18 protein-coding genes and 1 other RNA gene are annotated in these 22,154 nt (G+C 43.2%); 12 read left to right on the forward strand and 7 right to left on the reverse strand.

The genetic code is table 11. The features are described from left to right. Positions 1-33: 33 nt before the first annotated feature. Genes Q9G97_RS07885 through Q9G97_RS07895 form a run of 3 tightly spaced genes read left to right on the forward strand, consistent with a single transcriptional unit; the run spans position 34 to position 3,707 of the window. The gene (locus tag Q9G97_RS07885; RefSeq protein WP_305898356.1) at positions 34-1,215 is read left to right on the forward strand and encodes an HlyD family secretion protein; all 1,182 of its coding nucleotides are present in this window, start codon (positions 34-36) and stop codon (positions 1,213-1,215) included. Beyond that, complete coding sequence (locus Q9G97_RS07890) at positions 1,216-2,502, forward strand: ABC transporter permease (protein WP_305898357.1); 1,287 nt, start codon at positions 1,216-1,218, stop codon at positions 2,500-2,502. It begins immediately after the preceding gene. Further along, on the forward strand, positions 2,502-3,707 hold the full coding sequence (locus Q9G97_RS07895) for an ABC transporter permease (protein ID WP_305898358.1): 1,206 nt from the start codon (positions 2,502-2,504) through the stop codon (positions 3,705-3,707). Before Q9G97_RS07890 ends, Q9G97_RS07895 begins: the two co-directional genes overlap by 1 nt. A gap of 79 nt (positions 3,708-3,786) precedes the next feature. Here Q9G97_RS07895 and sthA read toward each other — a convergent pair whose 3' ends face one another. Beyond that, positions 3,787-5,436 (reverse strand): Si-specific NAD(P)(+) transhydrogenase, encoded by a 1,650-nt coding sequence (gene sthA / locus Q9G97_RS07900; protein ID WP_305898359.1) that lies wholly within the window; start codon positions 5,434-5,436, stop codon positions 3,787-3,789. Positions 5,437-5,524: 88 nt separating this feature from the next. Beyond that, on the reverse strand, positions 5,525-6,421 hold the full coding sequence (locus Q9G97_RS07905) for a pyruvate, water dikinase regulatory protein (RefSeq protein WP_227680210.1): 897 nt from the start codon (positions 6,419-6,421) through the stop codon (positions 5,525-5,527). Between the two features lie 457 nt (positions 6,422-6,878). Between Q9G97_RS07905 and ppsA the strand changes: the two genes are divergently transcribed. The 6 genes from ppsA to Q9G97_RS07935 all read left to right on the forward strand — a co-directional run bounded on the left by ppsA (position 6,879) and on the right by Q9G97_RS07935 (position 13,362). Beyond that, a complete protein-coding gene (ppsA, locus tag Q9G97_RS07910) occupies positions 6,879-9,263 on the forward strand; it encodes a phosphoenolpyruvate synthase (RefSeq protein WP_305898360.1) in 2,385 nt (794 codons plus the stop codon). Positions 9,264-9,465: 202 nt separating this feature from the next. Then, positions 9,466-10,452 carry an RDD family protein gene (locus tag Q9G97_RS07915; protein WP_305898361.1) on the forward strand — a complete coding sequence of 329 codons (987 nt, stop codon included), beginning with the start codon at positions 9,466-9,468 and terminating at the stop codon, positions 10,450-10,452. Positions 10,453-10,755: 303 nt separating this feature from the next. Then, complete coding sequence (gene rpsF / locus Q9G97_RS07920) at positions 10,756-11,154, forward strand: 30S ribosomal protein S6 (protein WP_201569246.1); 399 nt, start codon at positions 10,756-10,758, stop codon at positions 11,152-11,154. Positions 11,155-11,170: 16 nt separating this feature from the next. After that, a complete protein-coding gene (rpsR, locus tag Q9G97_RS07925) occupies positions 11,171-11,401 on the forward strand; it encodes a 30S ribosomal protein S18 (RefSeq protein ID WP_010198808.1) in 231 nt (76 codons plus the stop codon). A gap of 20 nt (positions 11,402-11,421) precedes the next feature. Then, on the forward strand, positions 11,422-11,928 hold the full coding sequence (rplI, locus tag Q9G97_RS07930; RefSeq protein WP_201569248.1) for a 50S ribosomal protein L9: 507 nt from the start codon (positions 11,422-11,424) through the stop codon (positions 11,926-11,928). Between the two features lie 99 nt (positions 11,929-12,027). After that, entirely contained in the window at positions 12,028-13,362 is a 1,335-nt protein-coding gene (locus Q9G97_RS07935; RefSeq protein WP_305898362.1) for a questin oxidase family protein, read from the forward strand. Positions 13,363-13,992: 630 nt separating this feature from the next. Here the strand turns inward: Q9G97_RS07935 and ssrA are convergent. The 3 genes from ssrA to Q9G97_RS07950 all read right to left on the reverse strand — a co-directional run bounded on the left by ssrA (position 13,993) and on the right by Q9G97_RS07950 (position 15,887). Next, positions 13,993-14,371, reverse strand: a transfer-messenger RNA (tmRNA) gene (gene ssrA, locus Q9G97_RS07940). A gap of 163 nt (positions 14,372-14,534) precedes the next feature. Further along, positions 14,535-14,981: a hypothetical protein gene (locus tag Q9G97_RS07945; RefSeq protein ID WP_201569252.1), complete on the reverse strand. Its 447-nt coding sequence runs from the start codon at positions 14,979-14,981 to the stop codon at positions 14,535-14,537. Between the two features lie 234 nt (positions 14,982-15,215). Then, positions 15,216-15,887, reverse strand: coding sequence for an alpha/beta hydrolase (locus Q9G97_RS07950; protein ID WP_305898363.1), 672 nt, complete (start codon positions 15,885-15,887; stop codon positions 15,216-15,218). A 647-nt stretch (positions 15,888-16,534) separates the two neighbouring features. On the opposite strand from Q9G97_RS07950, the gene Q9G97_RS07955 reads away from it, so the two are divergent. The 3 genes from Q9G97_RS07955 to Q9G97_RS07965 all read left to right on the forward strand — a co-directional run bounded on the left by Q9G97_RS07955 (position 16,535) and on the right by Q9G97_RS07965 (position 19,419). Further along, on the forward strand, positions 16,535-17,296 hold the full coding sequence (locus tag Q9G97_RS07955; protein WP_305898364.1) for a response regulator: 762 nt from the start codon (positions 16,535-16,537) through the stop codon (positions 17,294-17,296). Next, positions 17,284-19,104 (forward strand): two-component system sensor histidine kinase CreC, encoded by a 1,821-nt coding sequence (creC, locus tag Q9G97_RS07960; protein WP_305898365.1) that lies wholly within the window; start codon positions 17,284-17,286, stop codon positions 19,102-19,104. The genes Q9G97_RS07955 and creC overlap by 13 nt, the downstream gene beginning before the upstream one ends. A 102-nt stretch (positions 19,105-19,206) precedes the next feature. Then, positions 19,207-19,419 carry a hypothetical protein gene (locus Q9G97_RS07965; RefSeq protein ID WP_305898366.1) on the forward strand — a complete coding sequence of 71 codons (213 nt, stop codon included), beginning with the start codon at positions 19,207-19,209 and terminating at the stop codon, positions 19,417-19,419. 163 nt (positions 19,420-19,582) lie between these two features. On the opposite strand, the gene aroC is transcribed toward Q9G97_RS07965, so the two are convergent. After that, positions 19,583-20,686: a chorismate synthase gene (gene aroC, locus Q9G97_RS07970; RefSeq protein WP_305898367.1), complete on the reverse strand. Its 1,104-nt coding sequence runs from the start codon at positions 20,684-20,686 to the stop codon at positions 19,583-19,585. Positions 20,687-20,777: 91 nt separating this feature from the next. Continuing rightward, on the reverse strand, positions 20,778-21,908 hold the full coding sequence (gene prmB, locus Q9G97_RS07975) for a 50S ribosomal protein L3 N(5)-glutamine methyltransferase (protein WP_305898368.1): 1,131 nt from the start codon (positions 21,906-21,908) through the stop codon (positions 20,778-20,780). Between the last annotated feature and the right edge of the window lie 246 nt (positions 21,909-22,154).

Below are 22,154 nucleotides of genomic sequence, written 5' to 3' on the forward strand. Positions count from 1 at the left end.
TTTATTCCCAACTGCTTTAGGAAGTTTGCTGTTATGTCTGAACGCCACAATGACTCTGATGACGCTAACAATTTAGATTTATCAGGTGATTCTCATAACGAGCAAGCCTCTAATAATACTGATAGCGTAGAGCCAGTAACCACTACTTATAAGCGTAGCAAAACCGATAAGCCTGCACTTATCAAAAAAGCGCTTCTTGCACTATTAGTATTAATCGTACTTAGTGTTATCGCTTATGGACTATTCAAAAGTAATCAGCATAGCGAACCTGAAAGCATCACTTTGCAAGGTCAAATGCAGATGCAGCAGACCTCTATTAGCGCAAAAGTACCTGGACGTATTGCACAGATATTGGTGACTGAAGGCGATAGTGTCGAGATAGGCCAACAGCTGATCGAGATGGACTCGCCAGAGATTAATGCCAAGATTAATCAAGCTCGTGCTGGTAAGGAGATGGCCCAAAGCCAACTGGATAAAGCGGAAAACGGTGCACGACCACAAGAGATTGCGCAGGCCAAAGCCGCTTGGCAAGCGAACAAAGCGTCATCCGATTTGGCAGCCAATACTTATGAGCGTATTGATCGTCTCTATGAGGAAGGGTTGATGGCTAGGCAAAAGCGCGATGAGTCTTTTGCTCAGTATCAAGCGACTAAAGCGCAAACCGAAGCGGCGCGCCTGCAATATGATTTGGCAATGGAAGGGGCACGCAGTGAAGACAAATCAGCGGCGACAGCGCAAGTTGCACAAGTCGATGCCAAGCTAGAAGAAGCCTTGGTTGCCAAACAAGAAGCCAACTTAAAAAGTCCGATTGCCGGTATTGTTGATAATGTCATCGTCAGCCCTGGTGAAGTCATAGGTCAAGGCGTCCCTCTATTAACGGTAGTCGATACTAGTAAGCAATGGGCCGTCTTAAACGTGACTGAGACTTATCTTAACCAGTTTGCTATCGGTCAGAAGTTTATAGGTACTATCCCTGCGCTCTCCTCTACTGAGCGCCCTTATACTAAAGAGTTCACCGTCTACGCCACTTCTACCTTGTCTGACTTTGCGACTTGGCGACCAACCAACAACGATGATGGTTTTGATGTACGTACCTTTGAGGTTAAAGCAAGACCAACAATGCCAGACTCGCGTATTCGTTCGGGAATGAGTGTTGTTGTCCGCATAAATCCGCAAGCGACTAAGCAGTCAACTAGCCAGCAGAGTCAGCCATAAGTGACGCGTTTAACTGAAGCTTTTGTACGCAGTGCTGCCTATGAGCGGCGATTTTTGGCCAAAAACCCATGGGATCTGGCGATGATCGTCTGGATTCCTTTGGCAACGGTACTGCTCATTTGGTGGATATTTTCGCAGACGCAAATTACTGACTTACCTATTGGGGTTATCGATCAAGACCATAGTCCGATGGCTAATACTTTAACTCGCTACTTAGAGGCTAGTCCCGATATCACTATCGCCAGTTCCTACAGCTCGCCAGCAGCGGCTAAAGATGCGATTTTGCAGCGCGATATCTATGCCTTGGTTATCATTCCTGAAGACTTTTCGCGTAATATTTTATCTAGCAAACCTGCGCCTATTGTCTTACAAGTCAATGCTCAGTACGGTACGCACTCGGGCATTATTCAAAAGAGTGTCCAATCCGTAGCAGGCACCCTATCGGCAGGGGTCGAGATTCAGCGTTTCATCAAACAAGGTATGGCACCCTCGCAAGCAGCCATTGCCTACTCGCCAATTAGTATCCAACGTACTAGCCTGTTTAATGCTACGACTAATTATCAGCAGTTTTTGGCATCGACGGTTATTCCAGCGTTACTGCATATTTTGGCTATGGTCATTGGCGCGACGACTATCGGCCGTGAACTGCGTGACAAACGCTTAGGTCGTTGGTATCGATTTATTGATAACAAACGTAACGATTCAAGCCCAATAGAGAACGACAAGCTCAATGTAAATAAAGTAAATAACAAGCAAACAGCGACTAATATAATATCACTAGAGAAAAGCAGCTTGTCTGTATTATTATTTGGCTTGGCAGGTAAGTATTGTTGGCCGACACTCGCTTATAGTCTTTGGGCCGCATTAGCGCTGTGGTTAGCCACTTTGCAAGACTCTATTGCTATAAGCTCGCTGCTGGCTACTTATATTGGCTTAGTATTATTGATGATACTGTCATTTTGGCTAGGCGCTATTTTTACATTAGCGTCTTTCTCCTTGCGCGCAGGCTTGTCAGCGACAGGCTTTATCTCCGCCCCCTCTTATGCTTTTGCTGGCGTTACTTTTCCTTATATTGCTATCAGTGAAGGCGCTCAGCATTGGTCAGATGTTCTGCCATTAACGCATTATCTCAAACTTCATATTGCTCAACTACAAATGCATGCCCCAACAGCCATTTCGTTACCTATCGTCTATGGTTTAGCGTTGGCGACTATGATTGCTATGCTATTTACAGCGCTGTTAACGAAGCGTGCCCTGAAACATCCTGAACGTTGGGGAGCACGCTGATGTTATTGGCTAACAAAACCAAAAAGACGACAAAGCTCTCAAAGCCAACATCATCACTAGCACCGACGCCATCACCGATAACGTTTTGGGCGAGCTTTTTGCAAACGTTTAAAGATATTTTTACAGATAGCGGTGTGGTGCTCATGCTGCTTATCGCGCCTGTCATTTATGGTTTTTTTTATCCTTGGCCCTATTCAAATGAGGCGGTTAATCATGTGCCAGTCGGTATCATCGACAATGATAATAGCCCTCTATCTCGTACTATCGTCCGTTATGCGAGTGCCAGCCCCCAGCTAGATACTCAACGTTTTGTCAATGAGCAAGCCGCCAAACAAGCGATATGGACTGATGACATCGCCGGCTATATGATTATCCCAAGCGGTCTTGAGCAGCAAGTGCTATCAGGTAAAGCCGCTAGCGTCAGCGTTTTAGGTAATGGCGGTTATTTTATTCTCAATAAAAACGTGCAATTAGGATTTTTGCAGGCAGTAAGCACGGTATCGGCTGGTATCGAGGTCAAAAAGAATGTAGCACAAGGCGCCTATCTAGGAACAGCTTCGAGTAATACCCAAGCTGTACCCCTACAGATCATTCCTTTATATAATCAGACTGAGGGCTATGGTGCTTATGTGGTGCCAGCAGTAGCCATTTTGATTATGCAGCAGACTTTATTAATGGCGGCAGCGATGTTGATTGGCACGTGGTATGAGCAGCGTCGCCACGCGACTAGTATACGAGGCTGGCTTGGACGTATCATGGCGCTAAGCGCTTTGAGCTTCATTGTTGGCTGTTTTTATTATGGCTGGGCCTTTGAGCTGCATCATTACCCGCGCGGTGAGAATATGCTTGGCAGTTTATTATTTTTGGCGCTGTTCTGTCCGACGGTGGCGACGCTCGGCTGCCTGCTTGGTTTATGGTTTCGTCAGCGTGAGCGTAGTTTACAGATTTTGATCTTCAGCTCACTGCCTTTATTTTTTATCAGCGGCTATCCATGGCCTGCCAATCAGTTGCCCGAAGCACTGCAAGTGATACGTTGGCTAGTACCAACGACGCCTGGGTTAAATATGTCAGTACAGATGAATCAAATGGGCGCAAGCGTTGCCCAAGTGGCTACTGGCTTTTATGCACTAGTGGGATTGTGGGCATTGTATTTTATTCTGTTATTGGCTTTTCGCTGGCATGATAACAAAAATATTTATCAGTGATATCTATATTTAAAAAATCAAAAAAAGCGCCTGTAGTTCATACAGACGCTTTTTTATTATCAAGTTAGCTTTTTCAAATTTAAAACACCCGATTAAGACCGTTAAGTGCTGCTACCCGATAAGCTTCTGCCATCGTCGGATAGTTAAAGGTCGTATTGACGAAGTATTCAAGTGTTGCACCACACTTCATGACCGCCTGTCCGATATGGATAATCTCTGAGGCATGGTTACCATAGCAGTGAACGCCTAATAACTGTAGCGTCTCACGATGGAATAATATCTTGAGGACACCTGTGCGTTCGCCAATGATTTGCGCGCGCGCCAAGTCTTTAAAGAACGCCTGCCCGACTTCATAAGGAATCTGCTCATCTGTGAGCTCTTGCTCGGTTTTACCAATACTTGAGATCTCAGGAATAGTGTAAATACCCGTCGGCACACTAGAGACAGGCTCAGCGTCACTATCACCGACCATAAAGGCGGCAGCACAGCGTCCTTGGTCATAAGCGGCTGAGGCAAGCGACGGCCAGCCAATCACATCTCCTGCCGCGTAGATATTATCCACCTCAGTACGGTAGGTATCATCGACTTTGAGCTGTCCGCGGCTATTAGGTGTTAGACCCAAGGCTTCTACATTTAATCCTTCCGTATTACCCGAGCGTCCATTAGACCACAAAATGGCATCGGCCTTTATTTTCTTACCGCTTTTTAAATGCAAAACAACATAATCATCATGGGTCTCTAAATGATCAATTTCTTCATTATTGCGAATAACCACACCAAATTGTCTAAAATCATGGGCAAGAGCGTCGCTAATCTCACTATCTAAATAATTTAATAATCGGGTTTGATTATTAATTAAATCTACTTTGCAGCCCAGACCCGTAAAGATTGAGGCATACTCAGAGCCGATCACGCCTGCACCATAGATAATAATCTTACGAATAACATAATCCATTTGCAGTATTTTATCTGAATCAAATACGCGTGGATGATCGAAGTCTAGTAGATCAGGGCGATAAGGGCGGCTACCGACCGTAATGATAGCTTTGTTAAAGGTAACCGTCTCAAAGACGTTTTCTTCGGTTTCAATCTTGACCGTATGCGCATCAACGAAGCTTGCCCAGCCGTGAATCACATCGACTTGATTACGCTCATAAAACCGCGTATGCGTAGTAACCTGGCGGCGAATAACTTGACGAGCATTAGCCAGCACCTTATTTAGAGGTACTCTGTGATAATCCAAGGTTTTGGTAAACATCGGATCACGACGGAAATTAATCAAGTTAAATACAGATTGGCGCAAGGATTTACTGGGTATGGTACCGACATGAGTACAGTTACCACCGACTTGATCGCGTGGGTCAATGACCGCAACCTTTTTGCCTGATTTAGTAAGCTTCATAGCCGCCGCTTCACCAGCAGGTCCTGCCCCTAATATTACTGCATCGTAAGTGTAGTCATGATCGTCTTTTTTTAAGCGCTCAGCATCTTTACCATACCCTGATTTGACGTAGACGCGCTTGTCATCTAGTGGACTGACTAAATCAGGATGGTGCATGATATCGTCAGTAACTTGCTCATGTGTTTGCTCAATTTTTTCTTCTTTACTCATAGCTTGAGTTTGCTCAGGCGCAGTTGTTGGTGCGCTGCCACTGTCTTTATTTGAGACTTCGGTTTGCGACTCTTTGCCAGTATCATTAGTGGCATCATCTTTACGTTTGCTTCCCATAGTATCCTCTTTGTTCTTCCGTTTATTTAGCATTTAGCTCTTAGGATTCTTTTAATAGTGAATAAGACAATAACAAATAAAAATCAGTTTAACCAATGCGGCGCTTTAGACCTGTCATTTGTAATATACGTGTGGCAATCTCTTCAACGGACATCTCTGAGACATCAAGGCTTGGAATACCTTGTGAGATATAGATACCTTGTATAGCACGCTGCTCTTGCTGCACTTGTTGATAGCTCGAATAGCGACTACCCGCACGACGCTCTTGACGTATCTTAACCAACCGATCCGTGTTAATCACTAAACCGAACAGCTTGTCTTTATGCTCACGCAACGCTTTTGGCAGCTGATTATCATACAAGTCATCTTCGGTCAGCGGATAGTTTGCCGCACGAATACCGAATTGCAGCGCTAAATAAAGTGAAGTTGGCGTCTTGCCCGAACGCGATACACCAATCAAGATTATGTCAGCCATACTATAATGACGGGTACGCGCGCCATCATCGTTGTCTAGGGCAAAATGCACTGCATCGATACGCTCTTTGTAGTTCTCAGAGTCGACGTTATCATGAGCGTTACCCGAGTGACCATCAGGCTCGACGGCAATCTCTTCAGCAATACGACCGATCAGACCTTCATACATATCTAAGTTGCAGCCGTGAGCTGAATTGACTTTTTCACGAATCTCAGGATTGACAATGGTATCGAACACCAGCGGCAACAGACCGTCACGCTGATAGGCAATGTTTATTTGCTCAACCGCATCTTCAGCGCGCTCCAAGCTATCAACATACGGCAGCACTCGCGTCTCAAAAGGCACGGAGGCAAATTGACTCAAAATGGAGCGCCCAAGAGTCTCAGCGGTAATAGCCGTACCATCCGATATAAAAAACGCACTTCTTATCGTTTGTGAATTGTCTAAGCTTAGCGCATGATGGTTTTGGATAGTGGGCTTATCCTGTTCGGATGTCTGATTAGAATACATAACTGCAGAACCTCAATGATGGCCTTTGGACAATAACCTTTAGACGACTACGGTGATTGAGCCGTTTTTTGATACCCCTATCAAAGCAGGCTTAGATACTATTGCTTAGATATTGTTATTGCTTAAATAATATTATTGCTTAGGTACTATAACTTAGATCTTATAGCCTAAATATTATGGCTTACATTATACTCATAATAGCAAACCAATAGAAATCAATGTTACTAAATCTGCTAAAACATGAAAGTCTATTGTAGACAACCGTCATTGATTATTACTCATTGAAACCAGTATTTTTGACAACAAAACATATCGTAAAATGATAAGCCGTCAAAAAAAGCAGATAATTTTTGTCAGTTTAGTCATTTTTTCACTTTATCACTCGAAATCTGACCAATATAGGGGTATAATTCCGCGTTATAATCCTTACTAAATAACCTTATTTCTTGGAGTTATCATGGCAGAGCAATCTTCAGCACTTGTAATCAACCTTAATAAGCTAGGTAAAAACGATGTTGACACGGTTGGTGGCAAGAATTCATCGCTTGGTGAGATGATCAGTCACCTATCAGATTTGGGCGTTAGTGTCCCTGGTGGCTTTGCAACGACCGCCGATGCTTTTAATCGTTTTTTAACCGAAACGGGTCTACTTGATAAGATTAATGACGAGTTAAAAGCTTTAGATGTTAATGATGTTAATAAGCTAGCAGCGACAGGTAAAAAGATTCGCGGTTGGATTATTGATCAAGACTTGCCGAGTGATCTTGAGGCGCAAGTACGTCAATCATTCGAAGAGATGAGCAAGGGTGAAGATATTTCGGTTGCAGTACGCTCTTCTGCTACTGCTGAAGATTTACCAGATGCCTCATTTGCCGGTCAGCAAGAGACTTATCTAAATATTCGCGGTATTGATAACGTACTGATTGCTATAAAAGAAGTATTTTCATCGCTATATAATGACCGCGCGATCTCTTATCGCGTCCATAAAGGCTTTGAGCATGAAGGCGTTGCGTTGTCTGCTGGTATTCAGCGTATGGTACGCTCAGAGACGGGCGCAGCTGGCGTTATGTTCACCCTAGATACCGAAAGCGGCTTTGATCAAGTGGTATTCATTACTTCAAGCTATGGTCTAGGTGAGATGGTCGTACAAGGTGCGGTCAATCCTGATGAGTTTTATTTATCTAAAAGATTACTAGAAAATGGCAAGCCTGCGGTTATTCGTCGTAACATCGGTAGCAAGCATAAAAAGATGATCTATGGCGATGAAGGCAGCACTGCCAAATCAGTCAAAATTGTCGATGTTGAAAAGCAAGAGCGTATGCAGTTCTCACTATCGACCGAAGAGCTAAACTCACTAGCCAAGCAAGCCATGACCATCGAAAAACATTATGGTCAAGCGATGGATATTGAGTGGGCAAAAGACGGCGACACGGGTGAAATCTTTATCGTTCAAGCGCGTCCAGAGACCGTTAAGAGTCGTCAGGACAGTAACGTCATGGAGCGTTATATCATCGACACTAAAGGTGCTAAAGTGCTATGCGAGGGTCGCTCAATCGGTCAACGTATCGGTGCTGGTAAAGTGCGTATCGTCAATGATATTAGCGAGATGGACAAAGTAGAAGATGGCGACGTACTAGTTTCAGACATGACGGATCCAGATTGGGAGCCCGTCATGAAGCGTGCCTCAGCTATCATCACTAACCGTGGTGGTCGTACCTGTCATGCCGCTATTATCGCCCGTGAGCTCGGTGTGCCTGCTATCGTCGGTTGTGGTAATGCCACAGAATTGCTCGTCGATGGTCAAGATGTAACCGTCTCTTGTGCTGAGGGTGATACTGGCTTTATCTATGAGAGCCAAATTGATTTTGATATTCAGACCAACTCTATCGAGTCTATGCCTGAGCTTGCATTCAAAGTGATGATGAACGTCGGTAATCCTGATCGCGCTTTCTCCTTTACCCAAATGCCAAACGAAGGTATCGGCCTTGCCCGTTTAGAGTTTATCATCAACCGTATGATTGGCGTGCATCCAAAAGCACTGCTCAATATGAACAGCTTACCGCGTGAAGTGGCACAAGCTATTAATGAGCGTATTGCAGGCTATGCTTCACCTGTTGACTTCTACGTTGATAAATTGGTTGAAGGTATCTCAACACTAGCGGTTGCCTTTATGGATCAACCGGTCATCGTACGTATGTCTGATTTTAAATCGAACGAATATGCCAACCTTTTGGGTGGTAAATTATACGAGCCATCAGAAGAAAACCCAATGCTGGGCTTCCGTGGTGCGAGCCGTTATGTCTCTGACAATTTCCGTGACTGCTTTGAGCTTGAGTGTAAAGCCCTCAAACGCGTCCGTGATGAGATGGGTCTAACTAACGTTGAGATTATGATTCCGTTTGTGCGTACTGTCGGTGAAGCGGCGCAAGTTATCGAGTTGCTTGAGAAAAACGGTCTCAAACGTGGCGAAAACGGTCTGCGCGTTATCATGATGTGTGAGCTGCCAACCAACTGCCTACTAGCAGAAGAGTTCTTAGAATACTTTGATGGCTTCTCTATTGGCTCAAACGACTTGACTCAGCTGACTTTAGGTCTTGATCGTGATTCAGGTATTATCTCGCATCTATTTGATGAGCGTGATCCTGCAGTCAAAAAGCTACTTACTATGGCGATTGAAGCTTGCCGTAAACAAAACAAGTATGTCGGTATCTGTGGTCAAGGCCCATCAGATCATCCTGATCTTGCCTATTGGCTGATGGAGCAAGGTATCAGCTCAGTATCACTGAACCCTGATTCAGTACTCGATACTTGGTTCTTCTTAGCGGATGAAGAAGTCAAATAAACGCTCCATAAGTTACACGCTTTATATTTAGGGTTTGTTTGCCACTCATCTTGCACTTTGATGAATCGGCAAGCAAACCCTAAACTGTATTAAGTAGGCGCTGATAGCGGTTAATCAGTTTACTTATGAAATCAGTTTACTTGTGAATAGTAAATACGCCCTAATATAACAAAGTAAGCTACCACTAAAGATATAGGCTATTATGCAGATTTTTCTTGCTCGAAATAATGTACAAGCGGGTCCTTATACCTTAGATCAGCTCAATATCATGTTGACCTCAGGTGAGGTGATGCTTGATGATTTGGTATGGCATGAGGGTTTAGATAAATGGCAACGTATCGGCGATTTGACCGCCAATCAATACGCTTATCGCCCTGCTAATACAGGATCTAACTCAACAGTTACCAATGATTCTATTATTAACAATGTCACGGTGTTCCCTGAAGATAATAATCCTCAAGGCTCAAAGACTAATGATGGTAAAAAGATGTCTATCGATAGACTCTATGGTAAGCCTGAGTCTAAGTCTACTGCTAAAAATACTAAAGCTGATATGACGACCAATCGTCAATATTCGCCCAACAACGTTTCATTGAATAAAACCAATAAAGCAGCTTCGGCAAAAGATGTTGTCATTGGTGATGTGATCCTTGCGCCTATTATGTCGCGAATATTAGCGACAGCGATTAATGCGCTGATGTATCTATTAGCCATCTTTCCCTTGGTGTTGGCTTTAGCCAAGATGGATGTCGATTATACTAAGTTTCAAGATATCCAAAATATGGATGCCGCTTACCAGTACTCTTTGACATTGATGGAAAGTATGCCTAGTGGCACTCTGATGATGTCACAGGTACTCGTATTTGGACTATTTGCGCTGCAACTGGTATTTATTACCCTACGTGGGCAGTCTCTTGGTAAGCTCATTACAGGTATTCGGGTGGTTGATCAAAGCACTCATCGTCTGCCTTCATTTATCAAGCTGATTGGTACTCGTACGCTATTATTATTTATCATTTACAATCTATTATTTTCTTTTACTAGTTTTATGGGCTTTTTAGTCGTTGCGATCAACTATTACATGGCCTCAAAAAGCCCTGAAAATATCGGCTGGCATGATAAATTGGCTAAGACCTTAGTCGTCAAAGCCAATAGTAGTCAATTGGTCAAACAACCTAAAATTAAATAGCTTTAAGCTATTCGATAAAAACTAATAGTTTTAATAAAAATAACAGCAGCGCTTCGGCGTTGCTTTTTTATGAACTCCCTTTTGTAGATAAAATCTTTATTTGCCAAAATTCATTACTGTTGTTTTTAAACTTTGTATTAATCATCAGTTACTGTTATACTACGGCGCTTTATAAGCTAAGCTTATTCTTTATTTTAAAGGCTTTTTATTATCAAGACCCTTTATTATTAAGATTGAGTTTACTCTATAAATCTCCTTGCTATTAACATAGGGTTAATAGCTACTAATCCGTAAGGAGTCCAAATGCGACATTACGAAGTGGTGTTAATTGTACACCCAGACCAAAGCGACCAAGTGGTCGGCATGGTTGAACGCTATATCAAGTTGGTTCAAGACAATGGTGGCGCTATCCATCGTTTAGAAGATTGGGGCCGCCGTCAATTGGCTTATCCAATCAACAAGATCCATAAAGCTCACTATGTTCTTTTCAACATTGAAACTGACGGTGATACTTTAGAAGAGCTTGAAGAATTGTTCCGTTATAACGATGCCGTTATTCGTAGCCTAGTTATGCGTCGTGACGAAGCTGTCACTGAAGAGTCGATGTTAGCTAAGAATGCCGATGAAAAACGCGCACGCAAAGCTACTCCTCGTCGTCCAGATCAAGACAATGACGACAACGACAACAACAGTGATGACTAATTAAAGGAGAATACTCATGGCACGTTTCTATCGCCGTCGCAAATTCTGCCGTTTCACCGCTGAAGGCATTACTCACATCGATTATAAAGATGTTGAATTGCTAAAACAGTATATCAGTGATAATGGCAAAATCGTACCAAGTCGTATTACTGGTACTTCTACAAAATATCAGCGTCAACTAGCGACTGCTATCAAGCAAGCTCGTTATTTATCGCTCTTACCATACACTGATAACCATCAGGGTTAACCGTTAACTAGGAATGACTCATGCAAATTATTTTGTTACAGCGTATCGTCAACCTTGGTAAGCTCGGTGAAACTGTCGATGTAAAACCAGGTTACGGACGTAACTTTCTTATCCCTCATGGCAAAGCACTTCCTGCTACTAAGCTTAACATTGAAAAGTTCGAAGCACGTCGTGCCGAACTTGAAGCTGAAGAAGCTGCTGAGGTCGCAACTGCTCAAACACGTGCTGACGCGTTAACTGACGTTAATGTAATCATGCGTGCAAAATCAGGCGATGAAGGTAAATTATTCGGTTCTATCGGTACTCGTGATATCGCTGAAGCATTAACCAACTCAGGTCTAGAAGTAGATCGTGCTGAGGTTAAGCTACCAGAAGGTACACTACGTCAGATCGGTGAATACAATGTTGATATCCAATTGCATCATGATGTAACGGCTACTATCTTGGTCACTATCCTATCAGAAGATGGCGATGATGAAGACGAAGATCTAGTAGAAGAAGAACAAGCGGATGATTCTGAAGAGTAATCTTTAGCTAAGCTTGTTTGGATTAAAAGAAGCCAGTAACTTATGTTACTGGCTTTTTTTATGCTATATTTTTAGTATTAAATATAGCAGATCATCATTATGATATTTTATTCAAAGCCAAACTATTCTAAGCATCTACATGAGTGGCTCAAACGCGGTAGAAACTGGCACATTGAATATGATCAATACCTCTCCAACCACATTACCCACAATTGGATTGCATTGGATGCCGCTGGCGTTAGCAAAAGTAAAATGCAGTGGTGGCAAACCGTTTATATCAATGAGGGCATTCTTAAAGATGATGTTAAGGATACGAACAGAGATGCCATGAGCGCTATAGCAGAGTCTGGAATGCTTGCGCCACCTCGTAAAAATGCACTTTACTACACCGCAATAACAGAAGCTAATTGGCTAAACAATTTGCAGTCTACTCGGATTGGCTTTGAATCATATCGTGACTTTTTTGATGCAGAAATAGCAGAGCTAGGATTAAGCGTCTGCCTCAAGCGCTACTACCCTACGCTTTCAAAAGGTATGGCTGGAGCTGCACTACATCCAGTCATTCATACGGGCTGGGCAGTCGATGTTGAGTCTGATGATATGGCATCAGAAGGACTTGCTTATATGGCAACGGCCTTTCAGCCCTTAGCAACTGGCGCAAATCATAGTGACTATCAACCTTGTCAGCTATGGTCGCCTGATGCGCCAGATATAATCGAAGTGCTTAAGCAAATCTTGACCGATGACAGAACCACCAAACTGACAGAGCAAGCTTATGCATTGAGCAAGACTGAAGATTATAAAAATTTAAATAGAGGTAAGTTTCAACAGCGCTTGATTACCTTTGATAATCCTGATGAACCGATGGCACAGTTCCTTAACGAGATGGTGACGCTAAGATTACCTGACATTGACGACAACTTAGCTGCCTCTGACCTAACGGCTTCTATCGAAGTACTAACCGTGATTGCAGCAATTGCCGTGTACAGTAGCGATAATGAGTTCTTTATCGTACATGGATTGACCAGCCTGCATGCAGTATTGTGCGTGCTGCCACATCTCGATGAAAACGCACAGCGTAATGCCTTGGGCTACTGGTTTCGAGCACTAATAGCGGTCATTATCCTTCAAGGCAGTCCTGGCGTTACAGATGCTCTTACCATGCTGGAACAATGGAATACTCATCAAAGCAAGGAAAAATCTAGCGGATATCAGTTAGATGATGAAGAAAAATTCTGGTGGCTGCAAACTTTGCAATCAACTACCGACAGTCTAGATGAGCACGTACCAAAGACAATATATGTACTTAAGCGCTGGGCTGAGTGGCAAGTGTTCTCTAGTGCTTCACACGATATATTTGCAAAAGCGGCGCGTCATATCGCAACGCCAAATGAGAGTGGCGGTCTTGAGGATAATCTTTGGTTTGGAAGATGATTTATATTGGGTTGATAATATAAAAGCTAATAAGACTATTCGGTTTTTTAAGTTAAAGACGCAGGTTTAACTCCTGCCATCTCCACTAAACACAAAGCTGGTTTAAGTTTTTGTAGGGTGCGCCCTGCGCACCGATTACTAACCATAACTTTGATGCAAATTTCGAAACGATAGCTTGCTGCTTCTGTAGTAATCGCTATGAGAAACCATTTGAAAAATAACATCTAACGTAACTTATAGGTTGCAACCTACGCAACGTTGCTCCAATCACTCCAAAGCCCCAGCCAACACTTCATAGATTTTCGCATCCGCAGCTTGCGCCACATAAAGTATCATAAAGCTCTGGGCATTTTGTGCTTGGCTAAAAAATTACTTGACGCTAATACCATCCCTTTTGCCAAACATTGATTTGTCAGCTTAGCCGCATCATTGCCAGCAGTTAGTTTGCACCGAAGAAATATTCCTGTCTCTGGTATTAGCCAAAGTACAGTATCGAGCTTAGCCGATTTGGGTATGGCTTGCATGCAAGCTTTTACTAACGTGTATGAACAGCGTTTTAGAGACAATTATCATCAATTTATAGGCATAAAAAAACCAGCCACCTAAGTGACTGGTTTCTCTATTAAAATTTGGTGGAGATGGCGGGAGTTGAACCCGCGTCCGCCAGCATTACGCTCATGAATCTACATGTTTAGTTTCTGTCTTTAATTTTAGTCTGCACCGATCCGACAGTCAGGATGGATTAGCCGATTCTCTACTTTTGAACCCAAGCGATTGAGACAATCCCTTGTGGCGAGCCTACATGCGGACGCTTCAACTTAGTTGACCAACTGTAGGTGATCAGCAACTAAGTAAACAGGGTTTAAACCAAGTAAACTGGGTTTAAGCTGCTAGAGCGTAATTTTCGTCGTTTGCGACTATAACAATATATGTTGGATTAACGAGAGGACATATACTCTCGACATGCATCATTGAGTTTCATCACCAGCGTCGAAGCCAGAACATCCCCAATAGATGGGCATATTATATAGCAGTTATAAGGTTTGTTTCAACTGCTAACTTGATAACATTACATTAATTAACAGCTTATGTTCTATAGGCTCAGCTAGTTTGTTTGATAACTTATAACCACTCTACTCTAAGGCATGTCATCATCAATTTTATTATACACTTCACTCAACTTTAGGTCGCTTTAGTTGAGTTGCCCAGCGATATAGCTTTTCAAGTCCATAACTTCCAGGATCTATAAGCTCCAGCATATCAGCGCAGGCCTCAGAGCAAAATACTAGGCGCTCAGGATTATAAAAACCCGGTACGATAGTACGAATCAAGGCTAGATAATCATAACCAAAGCCTTGGCGCTTATTGAACCAACGTACCGCGTAATCAAGATCGCATTGTACAGGTACTAGCTCCCAATGATCGGTAGTCATATCAATTACCTTGCGTCTAAGCCCACCATCACGGTGGCTTGAGCTAATACAGTCATAGTGTTTATTCCCAAGATCCTCAATGATTAGCTCGCAATGGCTATAGGGTGAGCCATCAATTTTGCTAATGATTCGATCCAATAACTTGCCTTGATCCGCAATGTAAAACGCTAAATGAGTTGTTTGCATGGGTTGCCTCCAAAAATTATGTGTTATTTGGATGAGAGCATTGAAATAAATAATTGCCCACCATCAAGCAAAGTCAAACTCTATATTTACTAGTGTAAATGTATAGCGCAAGTATTACTATGGCTTATTAAATAATAAAACCAGCCCCTTTATAGGACTAGTTCTATTATTATCTAGTATAAGATCAAACAGATCTTGTCGAATTTAATTAACAACGAGAAGTCGCTTAAAAACTTATCCTAATACCTTATTCAGCCATACCCCAATACCTTGAATCTGTGGCATACAGACTTGATGCGCCATAGGATAGGTAATGTATTCAACATTATAGCCTTTGGCTGATAAAGTCTTAGATGCTTGCTCGCCTAAAGCGACAGGCACAATGGGATCATGAATGCCATGCTCAATCAATATCGGTAACTCTTTATTAGCATCGCTATAATTAATCTGATCGTTAGTGGCTAAATAAGTGGATAGCGTCATCAAGCCTGCCAAACGCTGCGGATAGCCGAGTGCTAAGTGATAAGCCACTGCCCCGCCCTGTGAGAATCCTGCGATCACAATATGCTCAGGCTTGACGCCGCGCTCAACCTCACGATTGATGAGATCTTTAATCTGCTGGCTTGATTGCTCTATTTGCGCAACGTCGACTTTACGATCTAGGCTCATCTCAAAAATATCGTACCACGATGGCATCACCATACCGCCATTAATAGTTACTGGACGACTCGGTGCATGTGGGAATATAAAACGTACTGCCATATCGTTATCTAAGCCCAACTGCGGGACGACTGGCTCAAAGTCATGACCGCTTGCGCCTAGACCATGCAGCCAAATAACCGCGCGGTCTATTGGCTTGTTCGATGGGTTGTGCTCTACCGTTACGACGTCTAGATAGTTGCTCATACAATCTTCCTGTCTTTATTAAAAGATGAATTAAAAATAGTTATTAAATTGAAATAATGGAAAGCTTTATTACAGTGACTGTTATCCATCAATTTTCCACAATCTTTGCTTAGCTATTGCATAATATGAAAATAATTTTATGCTAAGCTTAAATCAGTGTAAATACTTGCACTTTGAATAATCATTACTGTTTATGATGTTAGATCAGCCCTTTTCAATAGTTAACGCTGCAAATCTAATTTCTATATTACTGGTAAAGCTTGTTAGCATCTTCTCAGTATTTAGGGCGTGTTGAACATTCGATCGTGGCACTGACAGTGACTATTTTTTAGGTGATTCGCAGATAAAAATTGTAAGTTTAGTCATTCTAAGCGTCTATTTTTAGCAATGAAGCGGTAAAAAAGAGTCCTGTCCCACTCGAGCACAGCTCTCGTCTTGCGAACGGGCAAAGCAGTGCTTTGCTCGATCCGTTCTCAGGGCTGATGCTAAAATCGCTCTATTCGTTGTAACCGTCTAACTAAAAACAGCTAGCCAAGGCATCTGCATTACCTGCGATTTTCACTTAGACTAGACCAATTGTAGCTATCAGCAGTGCTCATTTATGAATGTTCAATACGCCCTAATCGATAATAAAAAGATAAAATCTTATGACTCATATTCTTTTAGTAGAAGACGATCCCGCTATCGCCATGTCACTGAAAGTGACTGCTAAACGTGAAGGCTGGCAGATCACTTGGCTGGATAATGCCAGTAGCGTGCTGCCGATGCTTCATGCTGCCGAGGCGCAAGATCTATCCGCTATCATTCTAGATGTCGGTCTGCCCGATGGTGATGGCTTGAGCCTTTGCCAGCAGATTCGCCATGCCGCTGATATTGATAGCCTAAAAAACATTCCGATTATATTTTTGACCGCACGTAGCGAAGAGGTGGATCGTATCTTGGGTCTTGAGATGGGCGGTGATGATTACTGCGCTAAGCCCTTTAGTCCTCGTGAATTGGTCGCACGCCTCAAAGCGATTTGGCGGCGCGAGCAATTATTAGTAGAAGCGCAAGAGTCCGTAAGCGCTGGTAACACTGATAAGCCCGCAGCAGATAAAGCTTTAACGTTTGATGGCCCCTCAGGTCACTGGCACTATCAACCGCTAAATTATTCGCTGACTTGGCAAGAGCAAAAGCTAGACCTGAGCAATACTGAGCGTAAGATTCTATTAGCGTTATTACAAGCACCCAATCAAGTCTTTAGCCGCGAGCAGCTACTAAATGCTGTCAGCGACTATCCGGATCATCGTCTGGCAAGAACGATCGATAGTCATGTTAAATCCATCCGTAAGCAGTTGGCTATGATTAATCCAGATACCGATGTTATTCATACTCATCGCGGTCTTGGTTATGCTTTGTGTCCCGCCTAATGACTGATAATAAGCCCAATAACAGCACTCAGTCGAGCCAAAACAGTTGGTATGCCAAGCTGCATCCTATAGGTAGCGATCAACAAACCACTGCGCCCAAGCGCGTCCTAAACTTAAGTATATTTTTTCGGATTTGGCTTGCAGTCGCTTTAGTTCTTATTATCTGCGGTATCGTAGTATTTACTCAACTGTTCAGTCATGTCAAACCTACCGCCCAGCAAGTGATCGAAGATACGCTATTAGATACTAGTAAATTGCTGGCCGCCAGCTTACAGACACCTCTGCAAACAGGCGAGATGTTGACTGAGTCTTATCAAAGACAACTCGATAGTGCCTTTGTCCATGTGCCAGTAACGTCTGAACCCAATAATAGTAGTAAAACAGCCAACAGTACTAGGCTCGCCAATAGCGCGGATAAGTACCGACAAGTCTATAAAGAAGAGCCTGCCTATCGACGCAAAGCTTATAGTAGCTTTCGGATTTATGTCACTGATAGCACAGGTTTAGTCATTTACGACTCACGTCCCACGTCTACTAATGCCGAAGGCCAAGATTATAGCCGATGGAACGACGTTTATCTAACGCTACTAGGTCAATACGGCGCACGCAGTACGCCAGATATCAATAGCAAACGTGATAGCTCAATCATGTATGTGGCGCAGCCGATTAACGATGCGACAGGTCAACTTATCGGTGTGGTCAGCGTCGGCAAACCCGTCGATAGCGTAATGCCTTATTTGGACAATACCCGTCGGCGCATGCTCATTACTATGCTACTGATAAGTATAGTCGCGCTGCTGTTAGCAGGGCTGGTTGCTTGGTGGCTCAAGCAAAGTATTACTTTAGTCACTCATTATACTCGCGAGCTGGCAGAGCAGACCAAAAAGCCTTACTTTTATTTAGGCCACGAGCTCAACAGCCTGACCGATACTATCGAGAGTATGAAGCATCGACTAGAAAACCGTGCTTATGTCAGTGACTATGTGCATACATTGACTCATGAGCTTAAAAGTCCATTGACCGCTATTCGTGCCAGCAGCGAGCTATTAGAAGATGATGGTCTTGACGCTGATGATCGGCAAATGCTCAATCAGACGATAGGTGAGCAAAGTATTAAGATGCATCAGCTGATAGATCGGCTATTGCTATTGGCTAAAGTGGAGCAGCCAACTTTTAAGCTCAATCGTGAACCGATAGCCCTATTGCCTTTGCTTAGTAGCCTGATCAAAGACAGTACACCAAAGCTACAGCAGCGTCAGCTACCTGCTATCGAATTGTTTATAAATAATCAGCTGTTAGCTAAAGAAGATATCATTAAAAATGATTTGATGGAAAAAACGACGGTGTATGCCGATAGCTTTTGGCTACTACAAGCACTACAAAATGTGCTCGATAATGCGATTTATTTTGCCCAAAACAATGTCAGCTTCAATATAAATATTCATGTAGAGCAAGTAGTTACTCTAACTGTATTTAATGATGGCAAGCCACTACCCGATTATGCTTTAACCAAAGCTTTTGATCGCTATTTTAGCTTGTCGCATCAACGCAATGTCAACCAAAACAGCGCCTACCAGACTAGTAATCAAGCTAATCAAACGACTGAGTCAAAGGCTGAGCAAAATCCTACGCTACAAACCACACCAAAAAAAGGTACAGGATTGGGTCTAACACTAGTTAAGCAAGTGATCGAGCATCATGGCGGTACGGTAGCTATCGATAATGTAGAAGGTGACGCTAACGCTAACTCATATGCTGGGGTAATATTTAGCATTACCCTGCCTTTAGCTAAACCTTCGAAAAATTGAGCAAACTAATTCATTAACTTTTCATCGTTTACCCATCAGTTTTATATCTGCTTATTCTACGATAGCTTATTGAATCAGCTATTTAAATACAGGTATAAAACCATGCACAATTCTACAATTCACCCTACTCTTCAAAACTCTTTCATCAATAATTGCTTAGGCTATAGTCGTCAGCACTGCTTACAATTATTATCAGACCATAGAATAAGCAATATTGCCTTTGCGCACTGGCTCGCTATTCCTAGCCAGCAATTACTGTTGGTCTTTCGTCATCAGCACTGCGTCGCGGTTAATTACTACGATACTAGCGTTTAAAGCCTTATATCACTTGGCTTACCTATTTATAAATTCAATTTTTTTACTTTAAAAAACGCGATATAGTCTTAATTTTGATATTTACAAAACCATTAGCCAATAAAAAACCCTCTATCTATTAAATCAAGAAATAAAGGGCTAGTTTCCGATAAAAATAATGAGTTTAAGTAATCGACTCAACTGGCGGTACAACATCCCCATTCTGTCCACGGTTACGTAGATAATGATCAAGCAATACTATAGCGAGCATAGCCTCAGCGATAGGTGTCGCTCGTACACCAACACACGGATCATGACGGCCTTTAGTCAGCATATCAACCGCCTCGCCTTGGGTATTGATACTCTTGCCCGCAGTGGTGATGCTCGAGGTAGGCTTGAGTGCAATACTCACGCTAATATCTTGACCTGAAGAGATACCGCCTAAGATGCCACCTGCATGATTGGCCGTAAAGCCATCTGGGGTTAGCTCATCGCGTGACTTATGCCCGAACTGACCAGCGACACTCATACCATCGCCAATCTCAACGCCTTTTACCGCGTTGATACTCATCATCGCATGGGCAATATCAGCATCTAGTCGATCGAATACAGGCTCACCCAATCCTACAGGCACGCCACTAGCGATAATTTCTAACCGCGCGCCACAGCTAGTGCCTTCGCGGCGTAGACTGTCTATAAGCGTTTCAAAACGACTAACTGCATCTCTATCAGCACAAAAGAACGGATTGCTATTGACGAATTCCCAATCAATAGCGTCGGTGTCTACTACTTTACTAAACTCGTTGCCTATTTGGGTGACATGACCACGCACTTGCACGCCTAGACGGTCATGCAAATACTTTTTGGCAATCGCGCCAGCTGCCACGCGCATAGCGGTTTCACGAGCAGAGGAGCGACCCCCACCACGATAATCACGAAAGCCATACTTCATGCTATAAGTATAATCGGCATGACCTGGGCGAAAAGTGTCTTTGATCTCGCTATAATCTTTTGATTTTTGATTGGTATTGCGAATGAGCAGACCGATAGAGGTGCCTGTGGTTTTGCCTTCAAATACCCCTGAGATAATCTCGACCTCATCAGACTCACGGCGCTGGGTTGAGTATTTGGACGTACCAGGTTTACGACGATCTAAGTCAACTTGTAGATCCTCAGCGCACAGCTCAAGCCCAGGTGGCACACCATCCACAATTGCTAATAACCCTGGCCCGTGCGACTCACCGCAAGTGGTCACACTAAAGAGCTTACCAATACTATTGCCTGCCATGTCTATCCTTAACAATCGATTTTATTTGTCAGTACTTTACTTCTTGCAACTAAAACTTAGCAACTAAAACAGTAGCTAACACTACTGTCTATTATTTGACGGCTGCGGCTGCATTTACGTAACGCGCAAAAAGCTCACGATGCTCTACTAGCTCATCAAAGGTAATAGCAAATACGCCATGACCACCATGCGCGAACTTGAGCCAATCAAACTGAATATCTGGATAGGCTTGGCTTAATGCCCATTCGCTATCGCCAACTTCACAGACCAATAGACCTTCAGGACTGAGATAATCTGCGGCCTCGAACAAGATATGATGCACAAGATCTAAGCCGTCTTGACCCGCAGCGAGCGCTTGCTCAGGCTCATATAAGAACTCTGGCGGCAAATCTGCCATAATGGCGGCGTCGACATAAGGTGGATTAGTGACGATTAGCTCATATTGATGCTCAGCAGGCAGCTTGGCAAACAAATCCGACTCAATGACATTGACCTGATGATTGAGATCATGATGATCGACATTGACCATAGCAACTTCAAGCGCTCCCTTATCGATATCGACAGCATCGACTAGCGCATCGACAAAACGGGTAGCTAGTGCAATAGCAATACAAGCAGAGCCCGTACATAGATCTAATATGCGCTCAGGCTGTGACAGCTGCTTCATCTCAAGCCCGTGCTCATAAAAGGTTGCAGGCTGATTATTAACAGTCGCGCCTAGAGGTTTAGCAAATTCATTGGCATCAAAATAAGGATAGAACTGCTGACGGATCAGCTCCGCTATCGGTGAGCGCGGTATGAGTACGCGTTCGTCAATATAAAAAGGCAGATCACAAAAGTATGCCAAATTAATCAAATAGCTCAACGGCTTACGATCGCTGATACGCTGCTCCAAAAGACTTAGCACCGCTTGCTTCTCGCTAGTCGTCAGACGACAATCGAGTATCTGCTCATCCGCTGACCACTCTAACGATAAAGAGTGTAGAACGATTGCGGCCGCCTCAGCAAACTCATCGGTAGTCCCTTGTGCTACTACGACATCATAATTGCGCAATTGTGTGACGGAAAATCGGATAAAGTCACGAATACTCACTAGCTCCTCACGCGCCTCTGTAAGCTCTGCCTGTAAGGTTGCAAGCTCGTCCTCACTGAGCCTCTCATTATCCTCATAATCATACTGATTTTGAAAAGCTTCCGCGCTTATAATCTGATCTTCTGGCATATCGCCCCTTATTAACTGTCTATTTATTGATAATTTGTCATTTTAAAACCATCACGCATTATAGACATAAATAGCCAATAGCGCCAATGATGCCCGCCTATATCTGTTATCAAAGATTGTACTCTAAATAAGGCTTACATTATAAACATCAATTAGAATAAATAGTGCTGATAGATCGCCAACCTCGTAATTTATTCAGTCATGCACTCAACAACAGACTCTCTACTCCCTATCTAGCATATCTCA

Source organism: Psychrobacter sp. M13 (genome assembly GCF_030718935.1).
Taxonomy (GTDB): domain Bacteria; phylum Pseudomonadota; class Gammaproteobacteria; order Pseudomonadales; family Moraxellaceae; genus Psychrobacter; species Psychrobacter immobilis_G.

Coding starts and splice junctions, on each gene's coding strand:
- Q9G97_RS07935 (WP_305898362.1), top strand. CDS start 12,028: ATGATATTTTATTCAAAGCCAAACTATTCTAAGCATCTACATGAGTGG.
- rpsR (WP_010198808.1), top strand. CDS start 11,171: ATGGCACGTTTCTATCGCCGTCGCAAATTCTGCCGTTTCACCGCTGAA.
- rplI (WP_201569248.1), top strand. CDS start 11,422: ATGCAAATTATTTTGTTACAGCGTATCGTCAACCTTGGTAAGCTCGGT.
- Q9G97_RS07945 (WP_201569252.1), bottom strand. CDS start 14,981: ATGCAAACAACTCATTTAGCGTTTTACATTGCGGATCAAGGCAAGTTA.
- Q9G97_RS07955 (WP_305898364.1), top strand. CDS start 16,535: ATGACTCATATTCTTTTAGTAGAAGACGATCCCGCTATCGCCATGTCA.
- rpsF (WP_201569246.1), top strand. CDS start 10,756: ATGCGACATTACGAAGTGGTGTTAATTGTACACCCAGACCAAAGCGAC.
- Q9G97_RS07895 (WP_305898358.1), top strand. CDS start 2,502: ATGTTATTGGCTAACAAAACCAAAAAGACGACAAAGCTCTCAAAGCCA.
- Q9G97_RS07965 (WP_305898366.1), top strand. CDS start 19,207: ATGCACAATTCTACAATTCACCCTACTCTTCAAAACTCTTTCATCAAT.
- prmB (WP_305898368.1), bottom strand. CDS start 21,908: ATGCCAGAAGATCAGATTATAAGCGCGGAAGCTTTTCAAAATCAGTAT.
- ppsA (WP_305898360.1), top strand. CDS start 6,879: ATGGCAGAGCAATCTTCAGCACTTGTAATCAACCTTAATAAGCTAGGT.
- Q9G97_RS07950 (WP_305898363.1), bottom strand. CDS start 15,887: ATGAGCAACTATCTAGACGTCGTAACGGTAGAGCACAACCCATCGAAC.
- Q9G97_RS07885 (WP_305898356.1), top strand. CDS start 34: ATGTCTGAACGCCACAATGACTCTGATGACGCTAACAATTTAGATTTA.
- Q9G97_RS07905 (WP_227680210.1), bottom strand. CDS start 6,421: ATGTATTCTAATCAGACATCCGAACAGGATAAGCCCACTATCCAAAAC.
- Q9G97_RS07915 (WP_305898361.1), top strand. CDS start 9,466: ATGCAGATTTTTCTTGCTCGAAATAATGTACAAGCGGGTCCTTATACC.
- sthA (WP_305898359.1), bottom strand. CDS start 5,436: ATGGGAAGCAAACGTAAAGATGATGCCACTAATGATACTGGCAAAGAG.
- aroC (WP_305898367.1), bottom strand. CDS start 20,686: ATGGCAGGCAATAGTATTGGTAAGCTCTTTAGTGTGACCACTTGCGGT.